This window comes from Gynuella sunshinyii YC6258, from assembly GCF_000940805.1.
GTDB lineage: Bacteria > Pseudomonadota > Gammaproteobacteria > Pseudomonadales > Natronospirillaceae > Gynuella > Gynuella sunshinyii.
This window is the reverse complement of record NZ_CP007142.1, coordinates 3047323-3069924: the sequence shown is the minus strand read 5'-3', so window position 1 is coordinate 3069924 and position 22602 is coordinate 3047323. Positions and strand designations below refer to the sequence as shown.

At 49.2% G+C, this 22602-nt stretch carries 18 protein-coding genes; 3 read left to right on the top strand and 15 right to left on the bottom strand.

Translation table 11 applies throughout. The features are described from left to right. Positions 1 to 21: 21 nt before the first annotated feature. From YC6258_RS13535 to YC6258_RS13480, 12 genes are all read right to left on the bottom strand, one after another. The gene (locus YC6258_RS13535; RefSeq protein ID WP_044617451.1) at positions 22 to 1029 is read right to left on the bottom strand and encodes a substrate-binding domain-containing protein; all 1008 of its coding nucleotides are present in this window, start codon (positions 1027 to 1029) and stop codon (positions 22 to 24) included. Between the two features lie 25 nt (positions 1030 to 1054). Beyond that, complete coding sequence (gene rbsK, locus YC6258_RS13530) at positions 1055 to 1972, bottom strand: ribokinase (RefSeq protein ID WP_044617450.1); 918 nt, start codon at positions 1970 to 1972, stop codon at positions 1055 to 1057. 81 nt (positions 1973 to 2053) lie between these two features. After that, positions 2054 to 2941 (bottom strand): ribose ABC transporter substrate-binding protein RbsB, encoded by an 888-nt coding sequence (gene rbsB, locus YC6258_RS13525; protein ID WP_044617449.1) that lies wholly within the window; start codon positions 2939 to 2941, stop codon positions 2054 to 2056. A 24-nt stretch (positions 2942 to 2965) separates the two neighbouring features. Continuing rightward, a complete protein-coding gene (gene rbsC, locus YC6258_RS13520; protein ID WP_044617448.1) occupies positions 2966 to 3943 on the bottom strand; it encodes a ribose ABC transporter permease in 978 nt (325 codons plus the stop codon). Next, positions 3940 to 5445: a ribose ABC transporter ATP-binding protein RbsA gene (gene rbsA / locus YC6258_RS13515; protein ID WP_044617447.1), complete on the bottom strand. Its 1506-nt coding sequence runs from the start codon at positions 5443 to 5445 to the stop codon at positions 3940 to 3942. The genes rbsC and rbsA overlap by 4 nt, the downstream gene beginning before the upstream one ends. Positions 5446 to 5454: 9 nt before the next feature. After that, positions 5455 to 5862, bottom strand: a complete 408-nt coding sequence (gene rbsD, locus YC6258_RS13510) for a D-ribose pyranase (RefSeq protein ID WP_044617446.1) — start codon at positions 5860 to 5862, stop codon at positions 5455 to 5457. A 412-nt stretch (positions 5863 to 6274) separates the two neighbouring features. Next, positions 6275 to 7762, bottom strand: a complete 1488-nt coding sequence (gene glpK, locus YC6258_RS13505; protein ID WP_044617445.1) for a glycerol kinase GlpK — start codon at positions 7760 to 7762, stop codon at positions 6275 to 6277. A 269-nt stretch (positions 7763 to 8031) separates the two neighbouring features. Further along, a complete protein-coding gene (gene glpD / locus YC6258_RS13500; protein ID WP_044617444.1) occupies positions 8032 to 9558 on the bottom strand; it encodes a glycerol-3-phosphate dehydrogenase in 1527 nt (508 codons plus the stop codon). 427 nt (positions 9559 to 9985) lie between these two features. Further along, positions 9986 to 11629 carry a glycoside hydrolase family 13 protein gene (locus YC6258_RS13495; protein WP_044617443.1) on the bottom strand — a complete coding sequence of 548 codons (1644 nt, stop codon included), beginning with the start codon at positions 11627 to 11629 and terminating at the stop codon, positions 9986 to 9988. Between the two features lie 81 nt (positions 11630 to 11710). After that, positions 11711 to 12556: a carbohydrate ABC transporter permease gene (locus tag YC6258_RS13490; protein ID WP_044617442.1), complete on the bottom strand. Its 846-nt coding sequence runs from the start codon at positions 12554 to 12556 to the stop codon at positions 11711 to 11713. Further along, positions 12553 to 13533, bottom strand: coding sequence for a carbohydrate ABC transporter permease (locus tag YC6258_RS13485; RefSeq protein WP_052830275.1), 981 nt, complete (start codon positions 13531 to 13533; stop codon positions 12553 to 12555). The genes YC6258_RS13490 and YC6258_RS13485 overlap by 4 nt, the downstream gene beginning before the upstream one ends. Positions 13534 to 13544: 11 nt before the next feature. After that, positions 13545 to 14810, bottom strand: coding sequence for an ABC transporter substrate-binding protein (locus tag YC6258_RS13480; protein ID WP_044617441.1), 1266 nt, complete (start codon positions 14808 to 14810; stop codon positions 13545 to 13547). A gap of 187 nt (positions 14811 to 14997) precedes the next feature. Between YC6258_RS13480 and YC6258_RS13475 the strand changes: the two genes are divergently transcribed. The 3 genes from YC6258_RS13475 (at position 14998) to YC6258_RS13465 (ending at position 17534) form a co-directional block, all read left to right on the top strand. Next, positions 14998 to 15993: a LysR family transcriptional regulator gene (locus YC6258_RS13475; protein ID WP_052830274.1), complete on the top strand. Its 996-nt coding sequence runs from the start codon at positions 14998 to 15000 to the stop codon at positions 15991 to 15993. Positions 15994 to 16035: 42 nt separating this feature from the next. Beyond that, positions 16036 to 16569 carry a GrpB family protein gene (locus tag YC6258_RS13470; protein WP_044617440.1) on the top strand — a complete coding sequence of 178 codons (534 nt, stop codon included), beginning with the start codon at positions 16036 to 16038 and terminating at the stop codon, positions 16567 to 16569. 110 nt (positions 16570 to 16679) lie between these two features. After that, the gene (locus YC6258_RS13465; protein WP_044617439.1) at positions 16680 to 17534 is read left to right on the top strand and encodes a HEPN domain-containing protein; all 855 of its coding nucleotides are present in this window, start codon (positions 16680 to 16682) and stop codon (positions 17532 to 17534) included. A gap of 68 nt (positions 17535 to 17602) precedes the next feature. On the opposite strand, the gene YC6258_RS13460 is transcribed toward YC6258_RS13465, so the two are convergent. The 3 genes from YC6258_RS13460 to YC6258_RS13450 form a co-directional block, all read right to left on the bottom strand. Continuing rightward, a complete protein-coding gene (locus tag YC6258_RS13460) occupies positions 17603 to 19273 on the bottom strand; it encodes a glycoside hydrolase family 27 protein (protein WP_211264678.1) in 1671 nt (556 codons plus the stop codon). Between the two features lie 421 nt (positions 19274 to 19694). Next, positions 19695 to 20648: a hypothetical protein gene (locus YC6258_RS13455; protein ID WP_044617438.1), complete on the bottom strand. Its 954-nt coding sequence runs from the start codon at positions 20646 to 20648 to the stop codon at positions 19695 to 19697. Between the two features lie 922 nt (positions 20649 to 21570). Continuing rightward, entirely contained in the window at positions 21571 to 22599 is a 1029-nt protein-coding gene (locus YC6258_RS13450) for a LacI family DNA-binding transcriptional regulator (RefSeq protein ID WP_044617437.1), read from the bottom strand. Positions 22600 to 22602 lie beyond the last annotated feature (3 nt).

Genomic DNA, 22602 nt, shown 5'->3' with positions numbered 1-22602 from the left:
GATCATCTATTAAAGAATGTCCTAAAGAACCTTGGCAACGGATGAGCGCACCACCAGATCAGGTTCAATCAGTAACGTTCGCCCTTGTTTGCGAGGGTGTTCCAAACGTTCGATCAGTGTATGTACCGCCATCTTCGCCAGGCGGTTTTTAGGCTGGTTAATGGTGGTCAACGGCGGATAGAAATGCGCCGAAAAAGAGATGTTGTCGTAGCCGATCACCGACAGATCTTCCGGCACTCGGATGCCCGATTGCTGTGCTTCGCTCAGCGCCCCCAGAGCCATCATGTCGTTGGCAATGAACACCGCACTCGGTTTTTGATCCAGCGCCAGTAATTGACGCATCGCCAGTTTACCGCCTTCGCATTCGAAGTCGGATTCAATCACCCAATCCGGATTGACGGTCAGCCCGGCCTCGGCCATGGCCTGTTTAAAGCCATCATAACGACCCAACGCGGGAATTTTGTTACTTGGGCCACCAATAAAACCAATGTCGGTATGGCCGTTTTCAATCAGGTGCTTCGTGGCGATCAGACCACCGAGTGAAGAGTTATCCTGAATGCGATCCAGATAGTCATCGGTCGGTCCCCAGTCCATCACCACCATGGGCAAATCCCTTTGGGCGGTGATTGCTTTGAACAGGCCGTTATCGTACTCAGTACACATGACCAGGATGCCGTCGGTGCGTTTTTGCAACAACATTTTCAGATAAGAGTCGGTTTTTTCCGGGTCACCATCGGTATTACAAAGCACCAGATTGTAGCCTTCGCGATAGCAGTTTTTTTCAACGGCTTTGATCACTTCGGCATAGAATGGGTTTAACGTGGTGGTTACCAGCATACCCAGAGTTTTGGTGTTTTTAACCTTGAGGCTGCGCGCAACGGCACTCGGTGCGTAGTTCAGCGCTTTGACCGCAGAGAGCACCGCTGCTTTTGATTCTTCCGAGACGAATCGGGTTTCATTCAATACGTGCGAGACAGTCGTCGTGGAAACCTTGGCCAGTTTCGCGACGTCCTTAATGGTAACCGACAATAATCTCTCTCCCTATCAGACCGGATCAATGCTGTTCGATAAAAGCGACCACCTCGGAAAGTTCCGGAATGGAATCCTGAGCGCCACTTCGGGTAACCGACAGGGCCGCAGCTGCCTGTGCGAATGTTATCGCATCCGACATGGCGCTGTCTTTTAATAACGCAGCAACCAATGCACCGTTAAAACAATCTCCGGCCGCAGTGGTATCCACTGCTTTTACAGAATAACCGCTATAACGTTCACCAACCCCGGCATTGCTGTACCAGACACCTCGTGCACCCAAGGTAATCAACACCTCGGCAATGCCTTTGCCATGCAGAACGTCACACGCCCGGGCCGCGCTGGCTTCATCGGTTACACGAATGCCGGTTAAGCGTTCGGCTTCTGTCTCGTTGGGGGTAATCAGGTCCACCATGGCCAATAAATGATCCGGTAATTCGGCGGCAGGTGCCGGATTCAAAATGACTTTGGTACCGGAATTCTTCGCCACCTGCGCAGCAAATGTGACCCCTTCAACGGGCGTTTCCAATTGCAATAACAGCGCATCAGCAGTTTCTATAAGCGCCTTTTTTCCCTGAATACAGTCTGGCGTCAAATGGGCATTGGCCTGCGCGGAAATGCCAATGCAGTTTTCCCCGTTGGCATCGACAAAAATCATTGCCGTACCGGTATTGCTACCGGCAACCTGTTCAATCCCGGCGGTATTGATACCGGCGGATGCAAAACTATCGACCAGTTGATGACCGATAGCATCGGAGCCCACACAAGCGATAAAGGTAATGTCAGCCCCCATTCGGGCAGCCGCCACTGCCTGATTAGCACCCTTACCACCACCCAATACCTGATAACTTTCGCTCGATACCGTTTCGCCCGGCTTGGGCAAATGGCTGAGTTGCAGAACATGATCAGCGTTTACGCTACCAAGGACGGTGAGTTTTTTCATGCGAGTTTCCATCAGAATTTTTAATAAATGGCCCGAAGAATATCATCAACGAGCCACCATCAAGAACGATAACCAAGTGACTTAGTTAATCACCTGCAATGGTACCGGAATGTAGGTATCAACTTTTTCACCCGACAATACTTTCACGGCAGTTTCAACACCCAGCGCACCAATCAATGCCGGTTGCTGACCAACCGTAGCCCCCATATCTCCGGCTTTTACCGCAGCGATACCTTCATCGGTACCATCAAAACCAACGATCAGCACATGCTTGCCCGCTGCTTTGATAGCACGTAATGCACCCAAAGCCATTTCATCATTCTGAGCAAACACGGCTTGAACATCCGGATTCGCCGTTAACAGGTTTTCCATCACATCCAGACCTTTGGCTCGGTCAAAATCCGCAGGCTGTGTAGCCAGCAGGTCAAAACCATTGGCCTGAACAGCCTGCATAAAACCCTTGCCACGATCTTTTGCCGCAGAGGTTCCAGCGATACCTTCCAGCTGGATTAATTTAGCACCCTTACCCAGTTTTTCAGCGATGTAGTCACCCGCCATTTTGCCACCGGAAACGTTATCGGAGGCAATGTGAGAAACCACGGTTCCACGGCTGGCACCACGATCCAGCGTAAAGACCGGAATTTTGCTGCGGTTGGCCATTTTAATGGCGTTACCCACTGCATCAGAATCTGCCGGGTTTATCAGGATGGCAGCCACTTTTTTGGTAATTAAATCTTCAACATTAGCCATTTCTTTGGCGGGGTCATTGTTGGAGCTGAGCACAACCAGTTCGTACCCGAGTTCTGCCGCTTTTTGTTCTGCCCCTTCTTTCATGGACACAAAGAACGGATTGTTTAATGTGGAAACCACCAGTGCCAGTTTCTTTTGCTCTGCTGCATGCGCACCAAAAGAAAACGTTATCGCGGCAATCGCCGCCACTGCAGAAATCAGACGGGTCATTTTCTTCATAGAGTATTCCTCATTTTTTTGTATTTATTTATTTCTATTGTCAACGATGACGGCCAACAAAATGACCGATGCCTTGGCAAGCATTTGGTAATAGGACGATACGTCCAGCAGGTTCAGCGCGTTGTTCAGAAAGCCGATAATCAGCGCTCCGATCAGCGTTCCCATAATTCGACCCTTGCCTCCCATCAGACTGGTGCCACCCAGTACCACGGCGGCAATGGCGTCTAACTCATAACCCAGCCCGGCAGTGGGCTGTGCGGAAGAAAGTCGTGCAGTAATGATGATGCTGGCAATGGCGGCTGTCAGACCGCACAGGGCATACACAATAATTTTCACCCGGTCGACATTGATACCCGACAAACGGGTTGCCTCTTCGTTACCGCCGAGTGCATAAATATAACGACCGACTCTGGTGTGGTTTAGCAGATACCAGCCAGCGGCAAATGTGATGGCCATAATCCAGATCGGCACCGGAACACCCAACAAATACCCGGTCCCGAGCCAGCTGAACATATCGGCATTGTCGGTATAACCGGTCGAGATGGGTCGGCCATCGGTGAAGACCATGGTAATACCCCGTAAGGCTGTCATGCTAACCAAGGTGGCAATAAAGGGCTGCACTTTGCCTTTGGCAACGATCACGCCACTCAAACCACCCAATAACAGGCCGGCCATCAGCGTGATTGGTACTGCCAGAAAAACACTCATTTCTTTGGCGATGAGGCTGGCAGCAAACGCGCCGGTCAGCGCCAGCACGGCACCGACACTGAGATCAATACCGGCGGTGATAATCACCAGCGTCATCCCCACCGCAATAATGCTGTTGACGGACGTTTGCCGTAATGTATTCAGCATATTGTCGACGCTGAAAAAATTGGGGCTGATCAACGACACCACAATAATTAACAGCATTAAAGCAATCAGGGATTTTTGTTCAAAAAACCAGGCTTTACTGAATATCTGTGGACTGCCCTCATGTGTTCGGGTCACTGTTTTGCTCATCTTGCGGTTACCTCGGATTCTTTGCCTACTGCGGCAGCCATCAATGTTTCCTGACTGGCGTGTTCACGTAAAAATTCGCCGGTTAATTTGCCCTGACACATCACCAGAATGCGATCACTCATACCGAGAATTTCCGGCATATCAGAAGACACCAGAATGATTGCCATGCCTTGCTGACGGAATTGATTGATCAACTGATATATTTCCTGGCGCGCGCCGACATCCACACCACGGGTGGGTTCGTCGAGAATCAGCACTTTTGGTTGTTTCATCACGCCTTTGGCAATCGCGACTTTCTGCTGATTACCACCGGATAAATTCTTGATGATTTGTTTCTGCCCGGGTGTTTTGATATGGAAAACATCGATGTAATTCTGCACCGCCTGTTGTTCCTGCTGATGGTGAATACGGCCACTGTTATTGCAAAATTCGGCCAGGCTGCTCAGGGTCATGTTCTCTTTTACAGACAGCTCCAAAACCAGACCATCTTTCTTGCGATCTTCTGAAACGTAGGCGATACCGGCAGAGAGTGCATCGTTCGGTGTGCTGATCTGCAACGCCTGCCCATTCAGTGAAATACTGCCGCCGGATTTTTTGGCAGCGCCGTACAGCAGCCGCATCAGCTCCGTACGCCCGGCGCCCATCAACCCGGAAAAGCCGAGAATTTCACCACTTTTTAACCGGAAGCTGACATGATCGACACCTGGCCCACAAAGACCGTCGACAGAGAGGCATTCATCACCGAGTGAAACATCCACACGGGGAAACTGATCTTCCAGGGAACGCCCCACCATCAGTTCGATAATTCGATCTTCGGTTAATGCCTGAACCGGACTTTCAGCAATAAACTTCCCGTCACGCAGAACGGTAACATCATCACAGATCTGGAAAATTTCTTTCAATCGATGAGAGATATAAACAATACCGTGGCCCTGCTCGCGTAACTGTTTGATGACCGCAAACAGATTTTCAGTCTCTGTGTCAGTCAGTGCATCCGTCGGCTCATCCATAATGATCACTTTGGATTCAAATGACAGCGCCTTGGCAATTTCCACCATCTGCTGTTCGCCAATGCTGAGGTTACCCAGCCGGGTGCGCGGATGGTGTTTTATTTTGAGTCGGTCAAGCAGTTTGGTAACATCGGCATACAGTTGTTGCCACTGAATTTTTCCGTACCGGGTGGGTTCCCGGCCCAGAAAAATATTTTCCGCAATGCTTAATTCCGGAATCAGGTTCAGTTCCTGATGAATAATACCGATGCCCTGATCCTGGGAATCCTTGGGGCCTTTAAACTGACAGGGGCGCCCTTGATACTCGATCACCCCCGCATCGCGTTGATAGATACCGGTTAGCACCTTCATCAAGGTTGACTTACCGGCACCGTTTTCACCGACCAGCGCCATCACCTTACCAGGATAAACGTTCAGACTGGCCTGATCTAAAGCTTTGACGCTGGGAAAAGACTTATCAATCTTCTGCAGCGTTAAAATCGGCTGTGTCATATCGCCACCTCAGAAAACCACGCCGGACTTAAGGATGATATTGGCATACGGAGTAAATTCCCCGGTACGCACAATGGCCTTACTTTCATGAGTTTGTTGTTTGAAGGCCTCATGACTGAGGTAGCTGACTTCAATCGGGTAACTCTGAGCAGCGAGAATATTCATAAGCTGCTGATGAAACTCCGGGCTGACGCTTTGGCATTCACTGGCAAGGATGACAGCTTCAACCTTAAGCTCACTGAGCACTGTATCGAGCACCTGCAGCATGGATGGCAGACCATGTTCAACCGCCAGATCGATACGGGAAACCGGGTCTGGAACAGGTAATCCTGCATCGCAGATCGTGATCTCATCCATATGCCCCATACGGGCGATAACGGCGGACAGTTCAGAATTCAGTAATCTCGATTTCTTCATCGGATCTCTTCTTATTGTTAGGGATTCCAAATAGCAAACGATTGCGCAATCGTTTGCGTAGTATGCATTTCACTTCTGAGGAGTCAACAGAATTTGTCAGCAGGCGTTGATGTTGTGTTGTTTTTATTGATCTGAGTCGGTGGATAACAGACCCATCGTCAACCACGGAGATCAATGATTAAGGCCAGAGTGAATACCATTGCGGATCAAATTTCGTGTTACTGAACACAAGCGCTCACGGGTTAATCACCCCTATTCAGCAGCGTTATATTGTTAACAGGAAATGGTTACGGGCATCACTTAAAACAATCAAGCCTATTAGCTATTTTGGAGTGATTCACAAACAGGAAAACGATTAAAACGGAAAATCCCAAAGACCACTGCCTGCGTGGTCTTTGGGATGATGAAGATATCAGGAAATTTGCTTGATGCCTGACAACGCTTTTTGCCAGCCACTGTACAGGCGTTCAACCGTTTCATCATCCAGGGTCGCGTTAAACGTCTTTTCACATTGCCAGTGCTGTTGCAACTGTTCGAGGGAATCATAAAGACCCAGCTGCAGGGCTGCCAACATGGCCGCTCCGAGCGCTGTGGTTTCTGTCACCTGAGGTCGCTCTACCGGAAGTTGCAGGATATCGGCCAGAAACTGCATGGCCCAATCATTGATGACCATGCCGCCATCCACACGTAAGGTGGTGAGCGTTTTGACGCCGTCAGATTTCATAGCTTCCAGTAAATCCCGCGTCTGATAGCCAACAGATTGCAGGCCAGCGGCGACAATGTCCGCGATACCGGTATCGCGGGTCATGCCGACGATAGCGCCACGGGCTTTAGGATCCCAGTGTGGTGCTCCCAGGCCGGTAAACGCAGGCACCAGATAAACCGATTGATCAACCCGACATTGAGCCGCCAGCCGTTCACTGTCGGCAGCGTGTTCGATCAGTTTTATTCCGTCACGCAGCCATTGCATGGTCGCACCCGCCATGAAAATACTGCCTTCGAGTGCATAAGTGACCTTGCCACCCAGACGATAGCCAACGGTGGTCAGTAATTGATTATGAGATAACAGCGGCGTATCGCCACTGTTCATAATCATAAAGCAACCGGTGCCATAGGTACTTTTACACATGCCAGGCTGGAAACACGCCTGGCCAAACAGTGCCGCCTGCTGATCTCCGGCCACCCCGGCTATCGGCAAAGGCGAGCCTAAAAATTCTGCCGAGGTCTGACCATAGTCGGCTGCACAATCTTTAACCTCCGGTAACATGGCAACCGGAATGCCCAGAATATCCAGCAGCTCTTCATCCCATTGCTGAGTATGAATATTAAACAACATCGTTCGCGCGGCATTCGTGGCGTCGGTCGCATGCACTTTGCCATCTGTCAGTTTCCAGATCAGATAACTGTCTACGGTGCCAAACAGTAATTCGCCGTTCTCAGCCCGTTGCCGGACACCTTCCACTTCATTCAGAATCCAGTGTACTTTGGTGCCGGAAAAATAGGGATCCACCAACAAACCGGTTTTTTGCCGTACTTTATCCGTCAGACCTTCTGCCCGTAATCGCACACACAAATCAGCAGTTCTGCGATCCTGCCAGACAATCGCGTTGTACACCGGTTTGCCGGTATTTTTATCCCAGACCAATGTGGTTTCACGTTGATTGGTAATGCCGACAGCGGTAATTTTTTCGGCAGAAATACCGGCCTGCGCAATGACATCATGACACACGGAAACGGTGGTCTGCCAAAGATCATCCGGATTGTGTTCAACCCAGCCATCATGCGGAAAATGCTGTGGAAATTCCTGCTGGGATATAAAAGCCGGCTGGCCGGCATGGGTAAACAATATCGCTCGGGTACTCGTGGTACCCTGATCAATCGCCAGGATATATTCGCTCATAACTCACTCTCTTATTATTATCGGGCGAACTTAAGGAACCTATGAAAAATGGCCTGTTTTCGCGCAGGACGTTGTCAGTCCCAGTCTCACATCCTCATTTACGCCAGTAAACTGCGGTGTTGCGAGTGGTGCTTCCTCGCCTGCATCAAAACTATTCCTATTTATCAGAGACCCCTTGAAATAAGTTTTATTCTGTCCCGCTGACTGGTAAACCCTGCTTTCCTCCAGGCAGGGCTCACTCGCTACATCAATGGTTATCGATGTTTTTTTCAGGCAATGTGTGCCTTAACATCCGATTCCAGTTCAGAACGGCATTTCGCCTGAACATATTCTGTCACTGCCTGCTGCTGCTCAGCGGTTAAAAACAAGCCCATTTTGGTACGGCGCCAGAGTACATCTTCAGCCGTCATTGCAAATTCGTACTGTAGCAGATAATCCACTTCTTTTTGACAGAAACCATGGCCAAAGTCGTTACCCAGATCTGCTACCGATTGAGCACCATTCAACCAGACTTCCACCTGCGAACCGTAAGTGGTCACCAGACGCTGAATGTTTGTTGGCGCCAAAAACGGGTATTTCTGTTTTAACCCGCGAATGTAGGCATTCAGATCCAGACCGGTCTCACCACCTGGCAAAACACTGTCAGCAGTCCAGGATGGTCCCATGGCCGGAAAGAATGGCGCCAGTTTTTTCATCACCGCTTCGCTCAACTTGCGGTAAGTCGTCAGCTTGCCACCAAACACAGACAGTAATGGTGCCTTGTCTTCACTCTCCAGCTCTATGGTGTAGTCACGGGTGACGGCCTGGGGAGAATCAGATTCATCATCACACAAGGGTCTGACCCCGGAATAGGACCAGACTACATCCTGGGTGGACAGTTGCTGAGTAAAGTGGGTATTGACCACGTTAAGGAGATAATCGACTTCTTCCGCAGAAATGCGAGCGGTTTCTGCACTGCCTTTGTGTTCGACATCAGTGGTACCGATAATCGCGAATTCATCCAGATATGGAATTACGAACACAATCCGGCCGTCTTCGTTTTGCAGAATGTAAGACTGCGGCTGGTTATGAAATTTCCGCACGACGATATGGCTGCCTTTAATAAGCCGGATTCCCCGTGGACTGGTGCGCTGCATTTGTTGGGTCAGTAACGTTTTAACCCACGGCCCGGCGGCATTGACCAGCGCTTTGGCCTGAATCTGACGGACCTGCCCGGTGGTTTCATCTCTGACATCAATATGCCAGACGCCGTTCTGCTGACTGGCACCGGTGAATGTATGACGGGTAAATACATCCCCGCCTTTATCGCGCAACTGCATGGCATTCAGAACCACCAGGCGGGCGTCGTCCACCCAGCAATCGGAATATTCAAACCCTTTGCTGATATCAGCCTTGAGTGGCGACTGATCAGGATCGAAACGCAGGAACCGGCTACCGGGCAGAACATTACGTTTGGCCAGGGTGTCGTATAAAAACATACCGATTCGAATCATCCAGGCAGGACGCAGATGCGGACGGTGAGGCAGAATAAAACGCATGGGTTTGACGATATGAGGGGCCTTGCGATAAACGACTTCGCGCTCGCTGAGCGCTTCCCGCACCAGCCGGAACTCATAATGCTCCAGATAACGCAGGCCACCGTGGATCAGTTTGCTGCTGGCCGATGATGTCGCGGAAGCCAGGTCGTTCATTTCCAGCAGCGCTGTTTTCAATCCCCGCCCCTGGGCATCCAGGGCAACCCCCACTCCATTTATGCCACCACCGACGACGACCAGATCGTAAATCTGTTCATTCATAACCCACCTCTGCAAACCGTAATAGAATCATGGGCAAATAATAAACAACCAAAAACGAAAATAAAAGAAAACAAACGAAAATCACAAAAAAAATAGACACAGCGCAGAAAAGCCTCCCCGGAAAGCCATTCGGATGTTAACTACCGACAAGCGTTCAACATCCGTCAAAGGCCGTTTTTCAGGCATTATTGGCTTACAGGAAGCCCATAAAGAACAGGCGCCAGTCAGCTGAGCAGAGATCGGTCAAAAGCCTTAAACCATTGATTTTATGAAAAAAAAGGAAAGCATCTGTTTTCGTCATTTCCACCAACAGGGGGAATATGAATGAATTTGTAGAGGCAGGCAGGTCGTCAGCAAGACAACAGAATATCGAAGCGCTTAGCATGGTTCCGGGCACATGGCCCGGAACAGATTGCTGTTTTCGCTATCAATGCTGGCTCAGGATCACCATAAAAGATTCGTAAGGGGTCAATTGCAGGGTTTCCGATAATTGTTGTCGTGCCTTGTCATTGGTAATCAGCGTTTCACAGGAGCGGTTCTGCCAGATGGCCGGCAGTTCCACCGTCACGTTTTCACGGGCAAAACTGTTGACCACCAGCAGGGTTTGATCCTGATAATGCCGCAGATACGCAAACACCGTTGGATGTTCGGACAGGATCAACTCGAAAGAACCGTATACCAGAATTTCCCAGGATTTCCGCAAACGGATCAGCTGTTGATAGTGTCTGAACAGCGAATCCTGCCGCTGCTGATCCTGTTGAACATTGATTTCCTGGTAATTCGGGTTGACCTTGATCCAGGGTGATGCCTCACTGAAACCGGCATATTCGGAGCCATCCCATTGCATCGGTGTGCGGGCATTGTCACGGCTATGGGTATGAATTGCGGTCATGAGTTCATCATGGCTGTAGCCTTCTGCCAGTTTCTCCACGTAATGATTGCGCGTTTCGATATCCTGGTAGTCTTCAATATGCTCAAAACGCACATTGGTCATGCCGATTTCTTCGCCCTGATAAATATAAGGTGTGCCCTGCATACCATGAATCACCGTGGCCAGCATTTTGGCGGATTTCAGCCGATACTCACCTTCGTCACCGTAAATCGATACCGAACGCGCCAGATCATGATTATTCCAGAACAGTGAGTTCCAACCTTCACCAGCCAGTTCCGTCTGCCAGTGAGCAAACACTTGCTTCAGCTCGACCAGATCGAATGGCTTGGGACGCCATTTGCCGGCCTGTGGATGATAAGACAGCCGAATATGATCAAAACCAAACACCATGGACAGTTCTTTGCGCTCAGGACTGGAGTACAGCTTGGCAATATCCGTGGTCGCTGCCCAGGTCTCCCCCACCGTCAATGTATCCCGACCAGCCAGAGTCTGCTGATGCATTTCCTGCAAAATGGGGTGCAGATCCGGACCGTTCACGATGATCTCCTGATCCGGGATCTTGCCCAGCATTTCAATCACATCCATACGAAAACCGGCAATACCACGATCCAGCCAGCGGTTCATCATGGCATAGACTTCGGTGCGAACCTTGGGATTCTGCCAGTTCAGATCGGGCTGCTTTTTACTGAACAAATGCAGGTAATATTCCCCGGTCGCCTCATCCAGCTCCCAAGCCGACCCAGCGAATGCCGCCCGCAGTTGATTAGGTGGCGAACCATCGGCACGGGGCTGCCGCCAGATGTAGAAATCCCGATAAGGATTGTCTTTGGATTGCCGCGCCTGCTGAAACCAGGGGTGCTCATCGGAACTGTGATTAACCACCAGATCCAGCAGAATACGAATACCACGCTGTCCGGCCTGCTCGATCAGACGATCCATGTCGGCCAAGGTTCCGAACTCTGGCGCGATGTCATCATAATCGGAAATATCATAACCATTATCATCCATGGGAGACTTGAAGACCGGCGACAACCAAAGCACATCCACTCCCAATTCAGCCAGATAGTCGAGCTTGCTGATAATGCCGGGAATATCACCTATGCCATCATTATTACTGTCCATAAAACTGCGCGGGTAAATCTGATACACAACCGCATCGTGCCACCACAATCGTTTCATATATATTTCCTGAATAAAGTTACTCTGATATCTCTTAACCCAACCATCTGACAAATCGTTCTGATGGCCAGCAAAACCCTTTCAACCTTTGACCGCACCATTGGTTAGTCCACTGACAATGCGACGCTGAAAAATCAACACCAGCAATATCAGGGGCACCGTGGCAATCACCGAAAATGCCATGATATTTCCCCAGGGCAACTCATATTTTGATGCTCCGGTCAGCATGCTAATGGCAACCGGAACAGTACGATTGTCTGAAGAAATCACAAATGTCAGGGCAAATAAAAACTCATTCCATGCAGCGATAAATGCCAACAGACCAGTGGTCACCATTGCCGGTGCCAATAAAGGGACATAAATATGAGTTATCGTGATACGGATCGAGGCACCATCCATAATCGCTGCCTCTTCCAGATCAGCAGGCAACGTGCGCATAAACGTCGTCAATACCCATATCGTAAATGGCAGAGAAAAAGTCAGATACGACAACACCAATGCACCAAGATGATCATACAATCCCAGGAAGCGGATAAACTCGAACATACCAGACAAAACCGAAACCTGTGGAAACATGGAAAAACAGAGGATGGTCAACAACAGCATTCCTTTGCCTTTAAAATGAATCCGGGCCAGAGCAAAGGATGCAGTGACCGATACCAGGAGACAACACAATACAGTGGTTGCCGCCACTATGAAGGAATTCACCAAGCTACGACCGATACCATTTTCCGACAGCAGATTTGCATAATTGGTAAAGTTCAGTGATTCCGGCCAGTAATGCGGAATGAACAGATCCACACCGGTGCTCATCGAAGTGGTAAAAGCATAATAAAAGGGAAACACACTCACGATAAATACAATTCCGCTGGCACCATATAAACCCACTTTGGCCAGGGCTTTTCCTGAACGCATATATCGTTTCATCCGTTCACCTCGCCACTGTCATTCAATCTGACCTTACCAAACAGCAAGTAACAAATCGCCACCCCGGCCACCAGCATAAATACCAATACCGAAGCGGCAGAACCGCCTCCCATATCCTGATAGTCCACCAGTACTTGACGTGCATAACCGGAGATAGACATCGTAGACTCACTGTTGGAGGTCAGCACATAAATCAGATCAAATACCCTCAAGGCATCGAGGCTGCGGAAAATCAACGCGACAACCATGGCAGGCCAGATCAATGGCATAGTGACATAGCGAAAACGCTGCCATGCTGACGCCCCTTCCAACCGGGCAACTTCATACAAGTCCTCAGAGACCACCTGCATGGCCGCCAACAGCATCAGTACCATAAAGGGCGTGGTTTTCCAGACCTCTGCAATAATGACCGCCCACATGGATAACTCGGGTACGGCAACCCACGCCAGCGGCTCTGAAATGATCCCTATCCTGCTGAGCAGATCATTGATAAGACCGTACTGATCATGAAACATCCACCCCCACATTTTGGCAGAGACAATAGTCGGGATTGCCCATGGCACCAGGATGGCGGTTCTGAGTATTCCCCGGCCTACAAATTTCTGGTTCAGCAACAACGCAATCGCCAGACCAAATATCAGTTCTAACGTGACCGTTACCAGCGTGAACCACAACGTATTGGTGACCGCCTGCCACCAGAGAGAATCCGCCAGCACACCGAAAGCCGTATCACCGGAGAGATCGAGATAGTTTGCCAGACCGACAAAATGCAATGCTCCGGTGGTTGTTAAAGTGGCATCGGTAAAACTGTAAACAATGGTTTTGAACAGTGGCCAGGCCGCAACGGTAAACAGCAACAACAGCGCCGGTGCCACCATCAGCCAGGCCATACGGGCACGTCGCTCAGCCAGAGATTGGGCCTGCGGTCGGTATAAGGCGGACAAAAACGACCGCCCCCGGGATATTTGACTGGTCATAGTGACAACCCCTACCAAGCCTTACGTTTGATACGAACCAACCGGTCATTCAGCTTCTTCACCGCCTCTGTTCCGGTAATGTCTCCATTCAAGACTGAAAACACGGAATTAAAGAAGGCATTGGACACCTGGTTATATCGGGTTCCGGTCACTGTCGCCGGCCGGGCAACCGACGTTTCGAAGACCGCCAGCATATCCTCCATGTAAGGTGCTTTGGCCAGGATACGGGGGTCCTGATAGGCATATTTATTGGCAGGGGATGCCCCTTCCACCAAAAATCGCTGTATCTGAGTCTCAACATCACCAAGGATACGGATCAGCGCAATGGCTGCTTCTTTATGGTCAGAATTACGATTCACCGCCCACTGCCAACCACCCAGAGTTGCCGCATGAGGATTTTGGGAATCTCCCGCTGGCAACGGCATCAGACCTATTTTTCCTTTGATCGGGCTGCTGTCATCCTGCCCCAGAACAAAGGCATACGGCCAATTGCGCATAAACATCGCATCACCATTCTGGAAAACAGCTCTCGCCTCCTCTTCCTGATAACCCAGCACCCCCTGCGGCGCAATATGACCAATCCAGCTTGCAGCCATATCCAATGCGGCCGCGGCCCGGGCATTATCAACGGTGATCCGTCCCTCATTATCAACAATCGTACCGCCTCCATAAGAGGCTATCCATTCCAGGGCATTACAACTCAACCCTTCATAGGCTTTCCCCTGAAACACCAGTCCCCAGAATTTACGGTTACCTTCGGCGCGTTCACCCGCCTGTACCTTCTCGGCGATACGGGTCATATCGGCCCAGGTCTGCGGTTTACTTTCGCCATATTTTTGCAGCAGATCCGTGCGATAGAACAACACTCCGGTATCGACCATACCGGGTATGGCTTTAAGGCGGCCATTGACAAGATTATTGTTCCAAGGGGTCGCAAAGAAGTTATTTTTCAGATCATCGATCGATTCAGTTAAATCGAGAAAATATTCACCGATGATGCCAGGCCAGACCACATCCACGGAAAACACATCGACAACATCCCCATCGCCACTGGCCAGAACCTGTTGCAGAACTCCCAGCTTATCGGTTGAAGTTGATGGAAATTCGACAAATTCAAGGGTATGGGGCGTTTCGGCCTCAAACCGGGTTTTCACATACTGGCAAAACTGACCGGAGTTCCCCACAACACCGCATTCAAATTTCAGAGTATCCGCCTGAGCAGTCGTTACCAGACTCAGGAAAACAGCGGTCGTTAACGCCAAGGTTTCTATTTTCATAACACCTTCCATCCTTATTTTTGTTTTTTCGGGTGACAACATCATTGAAATGACTATAGCTGTCATGGCTCGTCAGACAGCAGAATAATTTGGATATATACGAAAATCCAATGCATAATTTCACCATCTCTATAGATAAAATCTATACCCAAAGAATCACTACAAACGGCTTTCAGGAGGGCCTGATATGGATAAATCAATGAAGCAGTTTCTGGTGGTCGCCGAACAGAAAAGTCTCAGCATGGCGGCCAGAAAACTCTTTATCAGCCAGCCGACACTGACGCATAACATCAAGAAACTGGAGGAATCGTTACAGGTGGAGTTATTCATCCGCTCCCCAAAAGGCATGGAGCTGACCCATTACGGAGAAGTGCTGTTGGAACAGGCCAGGATCATGCAGCGGGTACACGACAATACTCTGAACAAAATCCAGAGCATGCGCCTGCAACATCAACATGGCTTGAGTATTGGTGTCGGTTTTGCCTGGTGGAAACTGTTCTTTCGCACCTTGTTTCATGAATATCGACAACGTTATCCGACGGTACCCGCTAATATTGATGTATCCAACCATTTACGCTCGATGGATCAGTTGCTGTGTGGTGACATCGATCTGTTCATCGGCCACAAGATTCTGGGTTTGAGCCGCCGGGCCGGCGTCGCATTTCTGCCACTGCTGGACGCATATGACGGCAGCTTTGTCCGCGTTGGTCACCCTCTGCTTGGCCGCCCCTGTCATCTGGAAGAGCAGTTCAATTATCCCTTCATGGCTGTCACACCCGATGAAAATCGTCTGACTGAATGGATTATTGAAACCCCTGAATTGAAAGACGTTGCGCCGAAACAACTTTATCACGCGACCAATCGGCAAATATATTCATCCAACTCGATGACGACTGCGATTGATATCGTTTTGGAAACCAATGCCATACTGAATTATCCAGCCTGTATGTATGAATTTTTTCAGGACAATGGCCTGGAAAAACTGGATACCCTGGAAACCATTGGTCCATTTTGCGTGGGTATTTATGTGCTGTCAGACCGACTGTCAGACACGAAAATCATGGAGATCACCGCCTTGATACAGGAGCATGTCAGCCGGATCAAAAATCCTGAAATCATTTTGTTGCATACCAGCGAATGGACAAACTGTGACCAGCTTGACTCAGAAACCACAGACCGCTGATGATATGATGGCCAGCATCAAACTTACACTGAGGTATCATCTATGTCCAAACGCATCATCAAAGTCATACCGTACCAGGCGGACTGGCCAGATGCATTTGAGCAGGAACAAACCGCTATCCTGTCGACGCTGAACACGAACAACATTGCCGCAATTCATCATATTGGCAGCACCGCCGTTGAAGGGCTGTGCGCCAAACCTGTCATCGATATCATGCTGGAAGTCCACAGCCTGACTCAATTGGACAGCGAATCGGCGGGCATGCAATCCCTTGGGTATTTGATCAAAGGCGAGAACGGTATCGAGGGTCGCCGCTTCTTTTTAAAAGGAGAAATTCATCGCACCCATCATGTACACGCCTTTATTGCCGGCAGCACTCAGGTGTACCGACACCTAGCCTTTCGCGACTACCTGCGCATGTTTCCTGCCATCAGGGATGAGTATGGCGCCATCAAAACAACCGGTGCAGCGCTCTACTCAGAAGATGCCGAACAGTACATGCAATACAAAGAAGACTTTATCCGCATGCACCTGGATATCGCCATACGCCAGCAAAATCCCGCCATGGCTCGGTAAATGAGCAGAGCTTGATCAGACATGCAGACAAACTCAACAACCCTCACTATCTCACAGCCTCTGATCCAGGGTATATTGGCTCGCTGCCAGGAAGTTGTTAGGATGCCGGGATGAAAACGACTATTGACCATCTCCCTCTCGATAAACAGGAACAGCTGCTTTATGCGGTTGATATTATTGTGCAGACCGTAAAACCGGAGCTGCTGATTTTGTTTGGCAGTTATGCCCGGGGAGATTGGGTGGATCATCTCGAAGACGATGGGGTCCATTACCGCTACCAAAGCGATATGGATCTGTTGGCGATTACCAAAAACAGCGTGCTGGCGAGAAGAACGGAGTCGAAGCGGTCTTTAAGCCGTCGGCTGATGCGGGAGATCAAAACGCCAGTGAGTCTGATTGCCGAAGATATCCATTTTGTGAATTCGCAGTTGAGCAAGTGTCAGTACTTCTATGCGGATATCTACCGGGAAGGGATTTTGCTGCATGATTCCGGCAAGCTGGAGTTGGTAGAGCCGAAAGAATTACCATTGGCAGCACGGAAAATAGAAGCGCAACGGCATTTTGATCATTGGCTGAAAGCCGCGAAAGAAGACTTCAGGATTTACGAATTAGCCTCTGGCGATGAACTATACAACAAGGCGGTATTTTCGCTGCATCAGGTGACTGAGCGCCTGTACTCGATGATCCTGCTGGTATTTACCCACTACAAACCCAAAATCCATGATCTTGAAAAGCTGCGTACCTTAACGGGCAGTATCGAACCTGAGTTTTTATCGGCGTTCCCGAAGAGCACTCCGTTTGAATGTGCTTGCTTTGAACTGTTGTGTCAGGCTTATGTGGATTCGCGTTACGATCCCGGTTATTCCATCACCGTTGAACAACTGGAGTGGCTGGCGGAACGCATCAAACATCTGCAAACACTGGCTGAAACGCATTGTCGGGCCAAAATTGACAGCCTTGGCTGATTGATTCTGTTCTCATCCCGCCACTCAATTCTCAAAGGGCAGCGGTTCATGACCGCCGCCCATAAGACTTACAACTTCGCCCAACGTCTGTTAGCAACATTACCACAGTACCAAAGAATCACTTCTGTACCATTGGCCGTTTCATTGTTATACACATCCAGGCACAGGCCGTTAGACTCATTTCTCACTGTGCCATCTGTATTGAAGATCCAGTTCTGATTACTACCACCGTTGCAATCCCAGAGCTGCACGTTTGAACCGGCAGAGGCATCCAGTGCTACATCGAGACATTTGCCCAATACCTGAATGGTTTTGCCACTGATCTCCCAACGCTGATTGGACGCGCCGGAACAACTCCAAATGATCGGGTTGGTACCATTAGCCGTCGCGCTGTTCGGATCATCCAGACAACGACTGGCGGACGCGCTCACCAGAGAGGTGCCGGCCAGAGCTGATCCACCACTGACGCGATACACTACGGTTCCATGGGCCGGAACATTGGCAGAAATCACCCCACTGGTACTGGAAGTCGTGCCACTCCAGGCATCCAGAAGATTGAAATCAGAACCGGATTTGCCAATGGCAGCGGCTGTAGTGGTAATCGTGGTAGCACTATTGCCCTGGTTAAACAAGGCAACGGCCACATCACCATTGGCCAGTTTTTTGACCATCACCCGACGAGTACCATCATTCTGAATTTCAACTCCCTGCAACCCAAGGGTATCCTGGTTAATGGCAATCAGATTTGAGTTCGTCAGGATGGTTCTGGTCGCCCAGGACATATTGCGAATGTCATTCCCGGCAATCAGCGGCGAGGCCATTATGGCCCACAAGGCGAAATGGCTGCGCATCTCCGTATCGGACATGCTGCCAATACCCACTTCCATCATATCCGGATCGTTAAAACTACCGGGTGCCGCATATGCGGCCAGCCTGGCAGTGACATCGACAATGTTTTTGACCCCCATTGGATAACCATTTGTCTGTCCGGTATCCCAACTACTGGTAATATCTTCGGTGGTTCTCCAGATGTTGGCAACATCCCCCCAGTTGCGCATCGGTCCGGTTTTCTCATGAATACTGTTGGGGTTAATGCTGTACACAATCGGCCGGCCTGTGGAGGCCAGAGCATCCCGCATCTTGGCAAATGCGGTCACCTGATCATCGATACTGCCGTTGGGAGAACACCAATCGTACTTCAGGTAATCGACTCCCCAGGCGGCGAACTGTTGGGCATCCTGATATTCATGCCCCTGACTCCCGGTGGCACCTGGGTATGAACTGAAATACTGGGCGCAGGTTTTATCCACCGGAACCTGATAAATACCGAACTTAAGGCCCTTACTGTGCAGATAATCACCCAACGCTTTCATACCACTTGGGAAGCGACTCGGATCACTCTGCAGATTTCCGGCAGAATCGCGGTTGGGGTTAAACCAGCAGTCATCCACAACGACATACTTATAACCGGCGTCCGCCATTCCGCTGCTCACGATGGAATCGGCCATCTGTCTGATCAGAGATTCATTGATGTTACAACCAAAGGTGTTCCAGGTATTCCAACCCATCGGCGGAGTCCGGCTGACCCCATTATCCAAAGCATAAGCAGGCCACTGACTACTCACAAACAAAATGGCAAAAAATGTCATGACGATTCGTGAAAATCTGCCAACCGCATCACAAGACTCACGATGTTTTTTACGAACAATACTGCGATTGAATTTACGTTGATTAAGCATAATAGCTACCTGTTTTGTTATTATATTAAAAACAAGTCAACACCTAAGAAACCTTACACAACAAAAGTTACCGACTACGTTGACAGGACATGCACTATACCCTCCTTCAAGAATCCATTAACAGCTTCCGATATGACAAAATTACAACAATATCAGTATTTTTTGGCTTACTTTCGAAAAGTATGATGCTTTCCACGGTTTTTATTTTTAAATTTCTCAGACTTGGCAAATAAACTCGCGTTCCGCTTTTTTGAAACCTCAACAGGACGATAAAAACGGATTTCGTTAGCACAGGTGGTTTTTATGACCACTGAAAAAAACAATCATGATTGAAACAGAACACGCTTGTGTCAGTCAGCCAGAAACTGGCATAAAAAAGAACCCCGGCATCCGGGGTTCATCAATGATGAATCAGGAATCTTCAATCTTTAGCATTTAAAACCGTCATGCCTTTGTTAATCGGCATATAGGTATTGTTGAAGTTTGGAATCACGTGTAGTTCCGGAGTGTTATCGATAAAGTCGATATTGGCTCCGCCATTCAACAGACTGTTGATGTGACTGATCGTCGCACTGCTGCTCGGTGCCGTCAGCGTCAGACTGAATACCCCGATATTATTGTCTTCATTACTTTCTGTGACGGTTTCAAAGATATCCGCCACCAGTGCAATCCCGTAATCACCTATAATCGGGGCACCAATATTTAACGACAGGGTATGTGAACTGCCATAAGGCCCAAGAGCCTGTACTGCTCCGTAATAGATTAATGGCTGCAGTGAGGTATCAGTCAGGAAAACCCCCACACTGGGCAATGTTGAAGAAGGGCACACACTGCGCAGACCATATTTAATGGTCAAAGTCTCATCATAACTGGCTACCGTAGGTTCGAGGGTACCGGACTCAAACAGGAAATCCGGTAGTTTTACCGTACCCACAGAAGCTGTATTCAGGCTCAGGGTACGCTCGAAAGCCGCCAATCCGCCGACCAGATACAAGGTAACCGGCGAACACTGGTTTTTCACGCTATTCAGATAACTGCGCGCGTCAGTAGTCATGCTTGAATAGGCGATAAATTTGGTTTGCTTACCTGAAGGCGGATAACAGTTTGGCACCGGTAATCCATTACAGGAGAAATTCACCCGGAATGACGTTAATTCGATACCGGTATAAGCGTCATCATCATCTGACAGATAAAAACTTAACTCTTGCTGTGCCAGTGGCGAGCTACCAAAAATCTGATACTCAACGGTAATGCCCTGCGTAGGATCTTCTATTTCTGTATCGGCAAAAAAAATATTACCGACACTGGATGCCTGGGCCAGCGCTGCAAGGAGCAATGCGCTTATACCAGACATAACTGAGCGAAATATATTCATGAGGTATTCCTTGTGAATGAGGGGTTATACACATGCTGATTTCCTTGTCACAACCACCAACAACCGAGCGGACCAGAAGACCTGACCGGAGAATTTCCAGGTGGTCTCTGAAAAACAGGAATAGTTCTGATACAGACGAGGAAGCTCCGCTCACAACACCACGGTTTACTGGCGTTAATGAAAATGGGAGAGCGGAGCTGACAACGTCCAGCGCGAAAATAGACCATTTTTCAGGGGTTCTCTGGTGCAGTATGAATATGAATAAGTACTACCTGTCTCATCGAAACACCTTCACCGTCAACTGATTATGTATTTTTCCATCAGGACTGATCGCACAATGGCAATTTTGACAATTACAGCAACAACTATATTCGGCGTTTCTGAAACCATATGACAGAGACGATACATCCTACTTTTGAAGTATTTTTACAATTTTCAACATAAGAATCCCAAATGTCTTAATTAGGATGGCTTTTATATTTTTGTTCTGGAAATGCGGCAATTGCCTTTAAATTTAACATAGTAATCACTAACCCATTAAAACCAGTCCGACAGCATTTTTATTCCGGTGGTCATTTGTGGCGATTAATCGCTCTGCGACGATGCTCCACCAGCGGTCAGGTGCCTGACCATCAGAAGTTTCATATAACGTGCAGATTTTTTTAGGAATGATATGCAAACAGATCATGACAATCTGCATAAATGCCGGGTTAACAATGAGTATGGGATTACCCAGTCAAACCAGAGTAATGGAACCGGTCAGGACACGACGATGATTAAAGGTTTTTTGTAACTGTGGAATACACGAAAGGACAGCATCAGACATATTTCCCAACGACGGCAGTGAACCGCTCAGGTGCTCCGGCAGGAAGGCCCTGGGTGCTTCTGCAGCGGTTCAGTAAATCAGATGATCCGACTGCCGTTATTCAATGATCGCCTGACAGGATTGTCTCGGAATAATCCGGCAACCCAATTCCACTCTTTTGGCCGGCGCACCTTCCTCTGAGGTTCGGCTCAGCAATTCCAGCTCGTCCAGCGCGGATGTGGCGATATGGTGTAATGGCGTATGAATAGTCGATAACGGCGGTTGAGTCATCTGTCCCGCCAGAATATCATCAAAGCCAAGAATTGAGACATCCTCAGGCACCCTGATACCTTTCTGTTGAAAAGCCTTCAGAGCGCCCAGCGCAACGTTATCTGCCATACAAAAGAAGGCGGTAATACCTTGCAGATCTGGATTCTGCTCTATCCACTCCAGCATACCCTGCTCTGCTGACTCAGGCCGAAAACTTTCCAGCATGATCGTTACGCCTGACATTCCTATACCGGCATTTTCGCGAATCGCCTCATCAAAACCATCCTGACGCTGGCGAATGGTATAACGTCCCGGCCAGGTAATGATACCAATGTGTTTATGCCCAAGATCTTTGAGATACTCAATACCGAGCCGGGCACCATTACGGTCACCAATCCCGACCGAACCGATATGCATGGTTGGATCCTGACCGGCGAGCAGAATACAGGACAATCCTGTCTTAAAAACCTCATCGAGCAGTTTCCGGTCTTCATCAAAGTACACCAGAATACCGTCACATTTCGACCCAAGTACCCGCTCAGCTATCTGCTGATAGTCCCCCGCGAAATCATCGATCAGGACCGGTTCGATTTCGATATTCCGGCTGGTACACTCTTTTCTCAGGCTTTCCAGAATAGTCCAGGATACGTAATTGACGTCGGTGTGGCGCAAACGTTCTGAACCAACCACCAGGGCAATTTTTTTCAGCGTCGGCGGCATGGCCCGGCGTAACCGACTGCTGAGATAACCGGTTTCCTTAGCAACAGTTAGTACCCGGTTACGGACTTCTTCGGAAATTTTGGCAGTTCCATTCAATACATGACTGACAGTACTGATGGCCACACCACTCTTTTCAGCTATTTTTTTCAGGCTCACGAC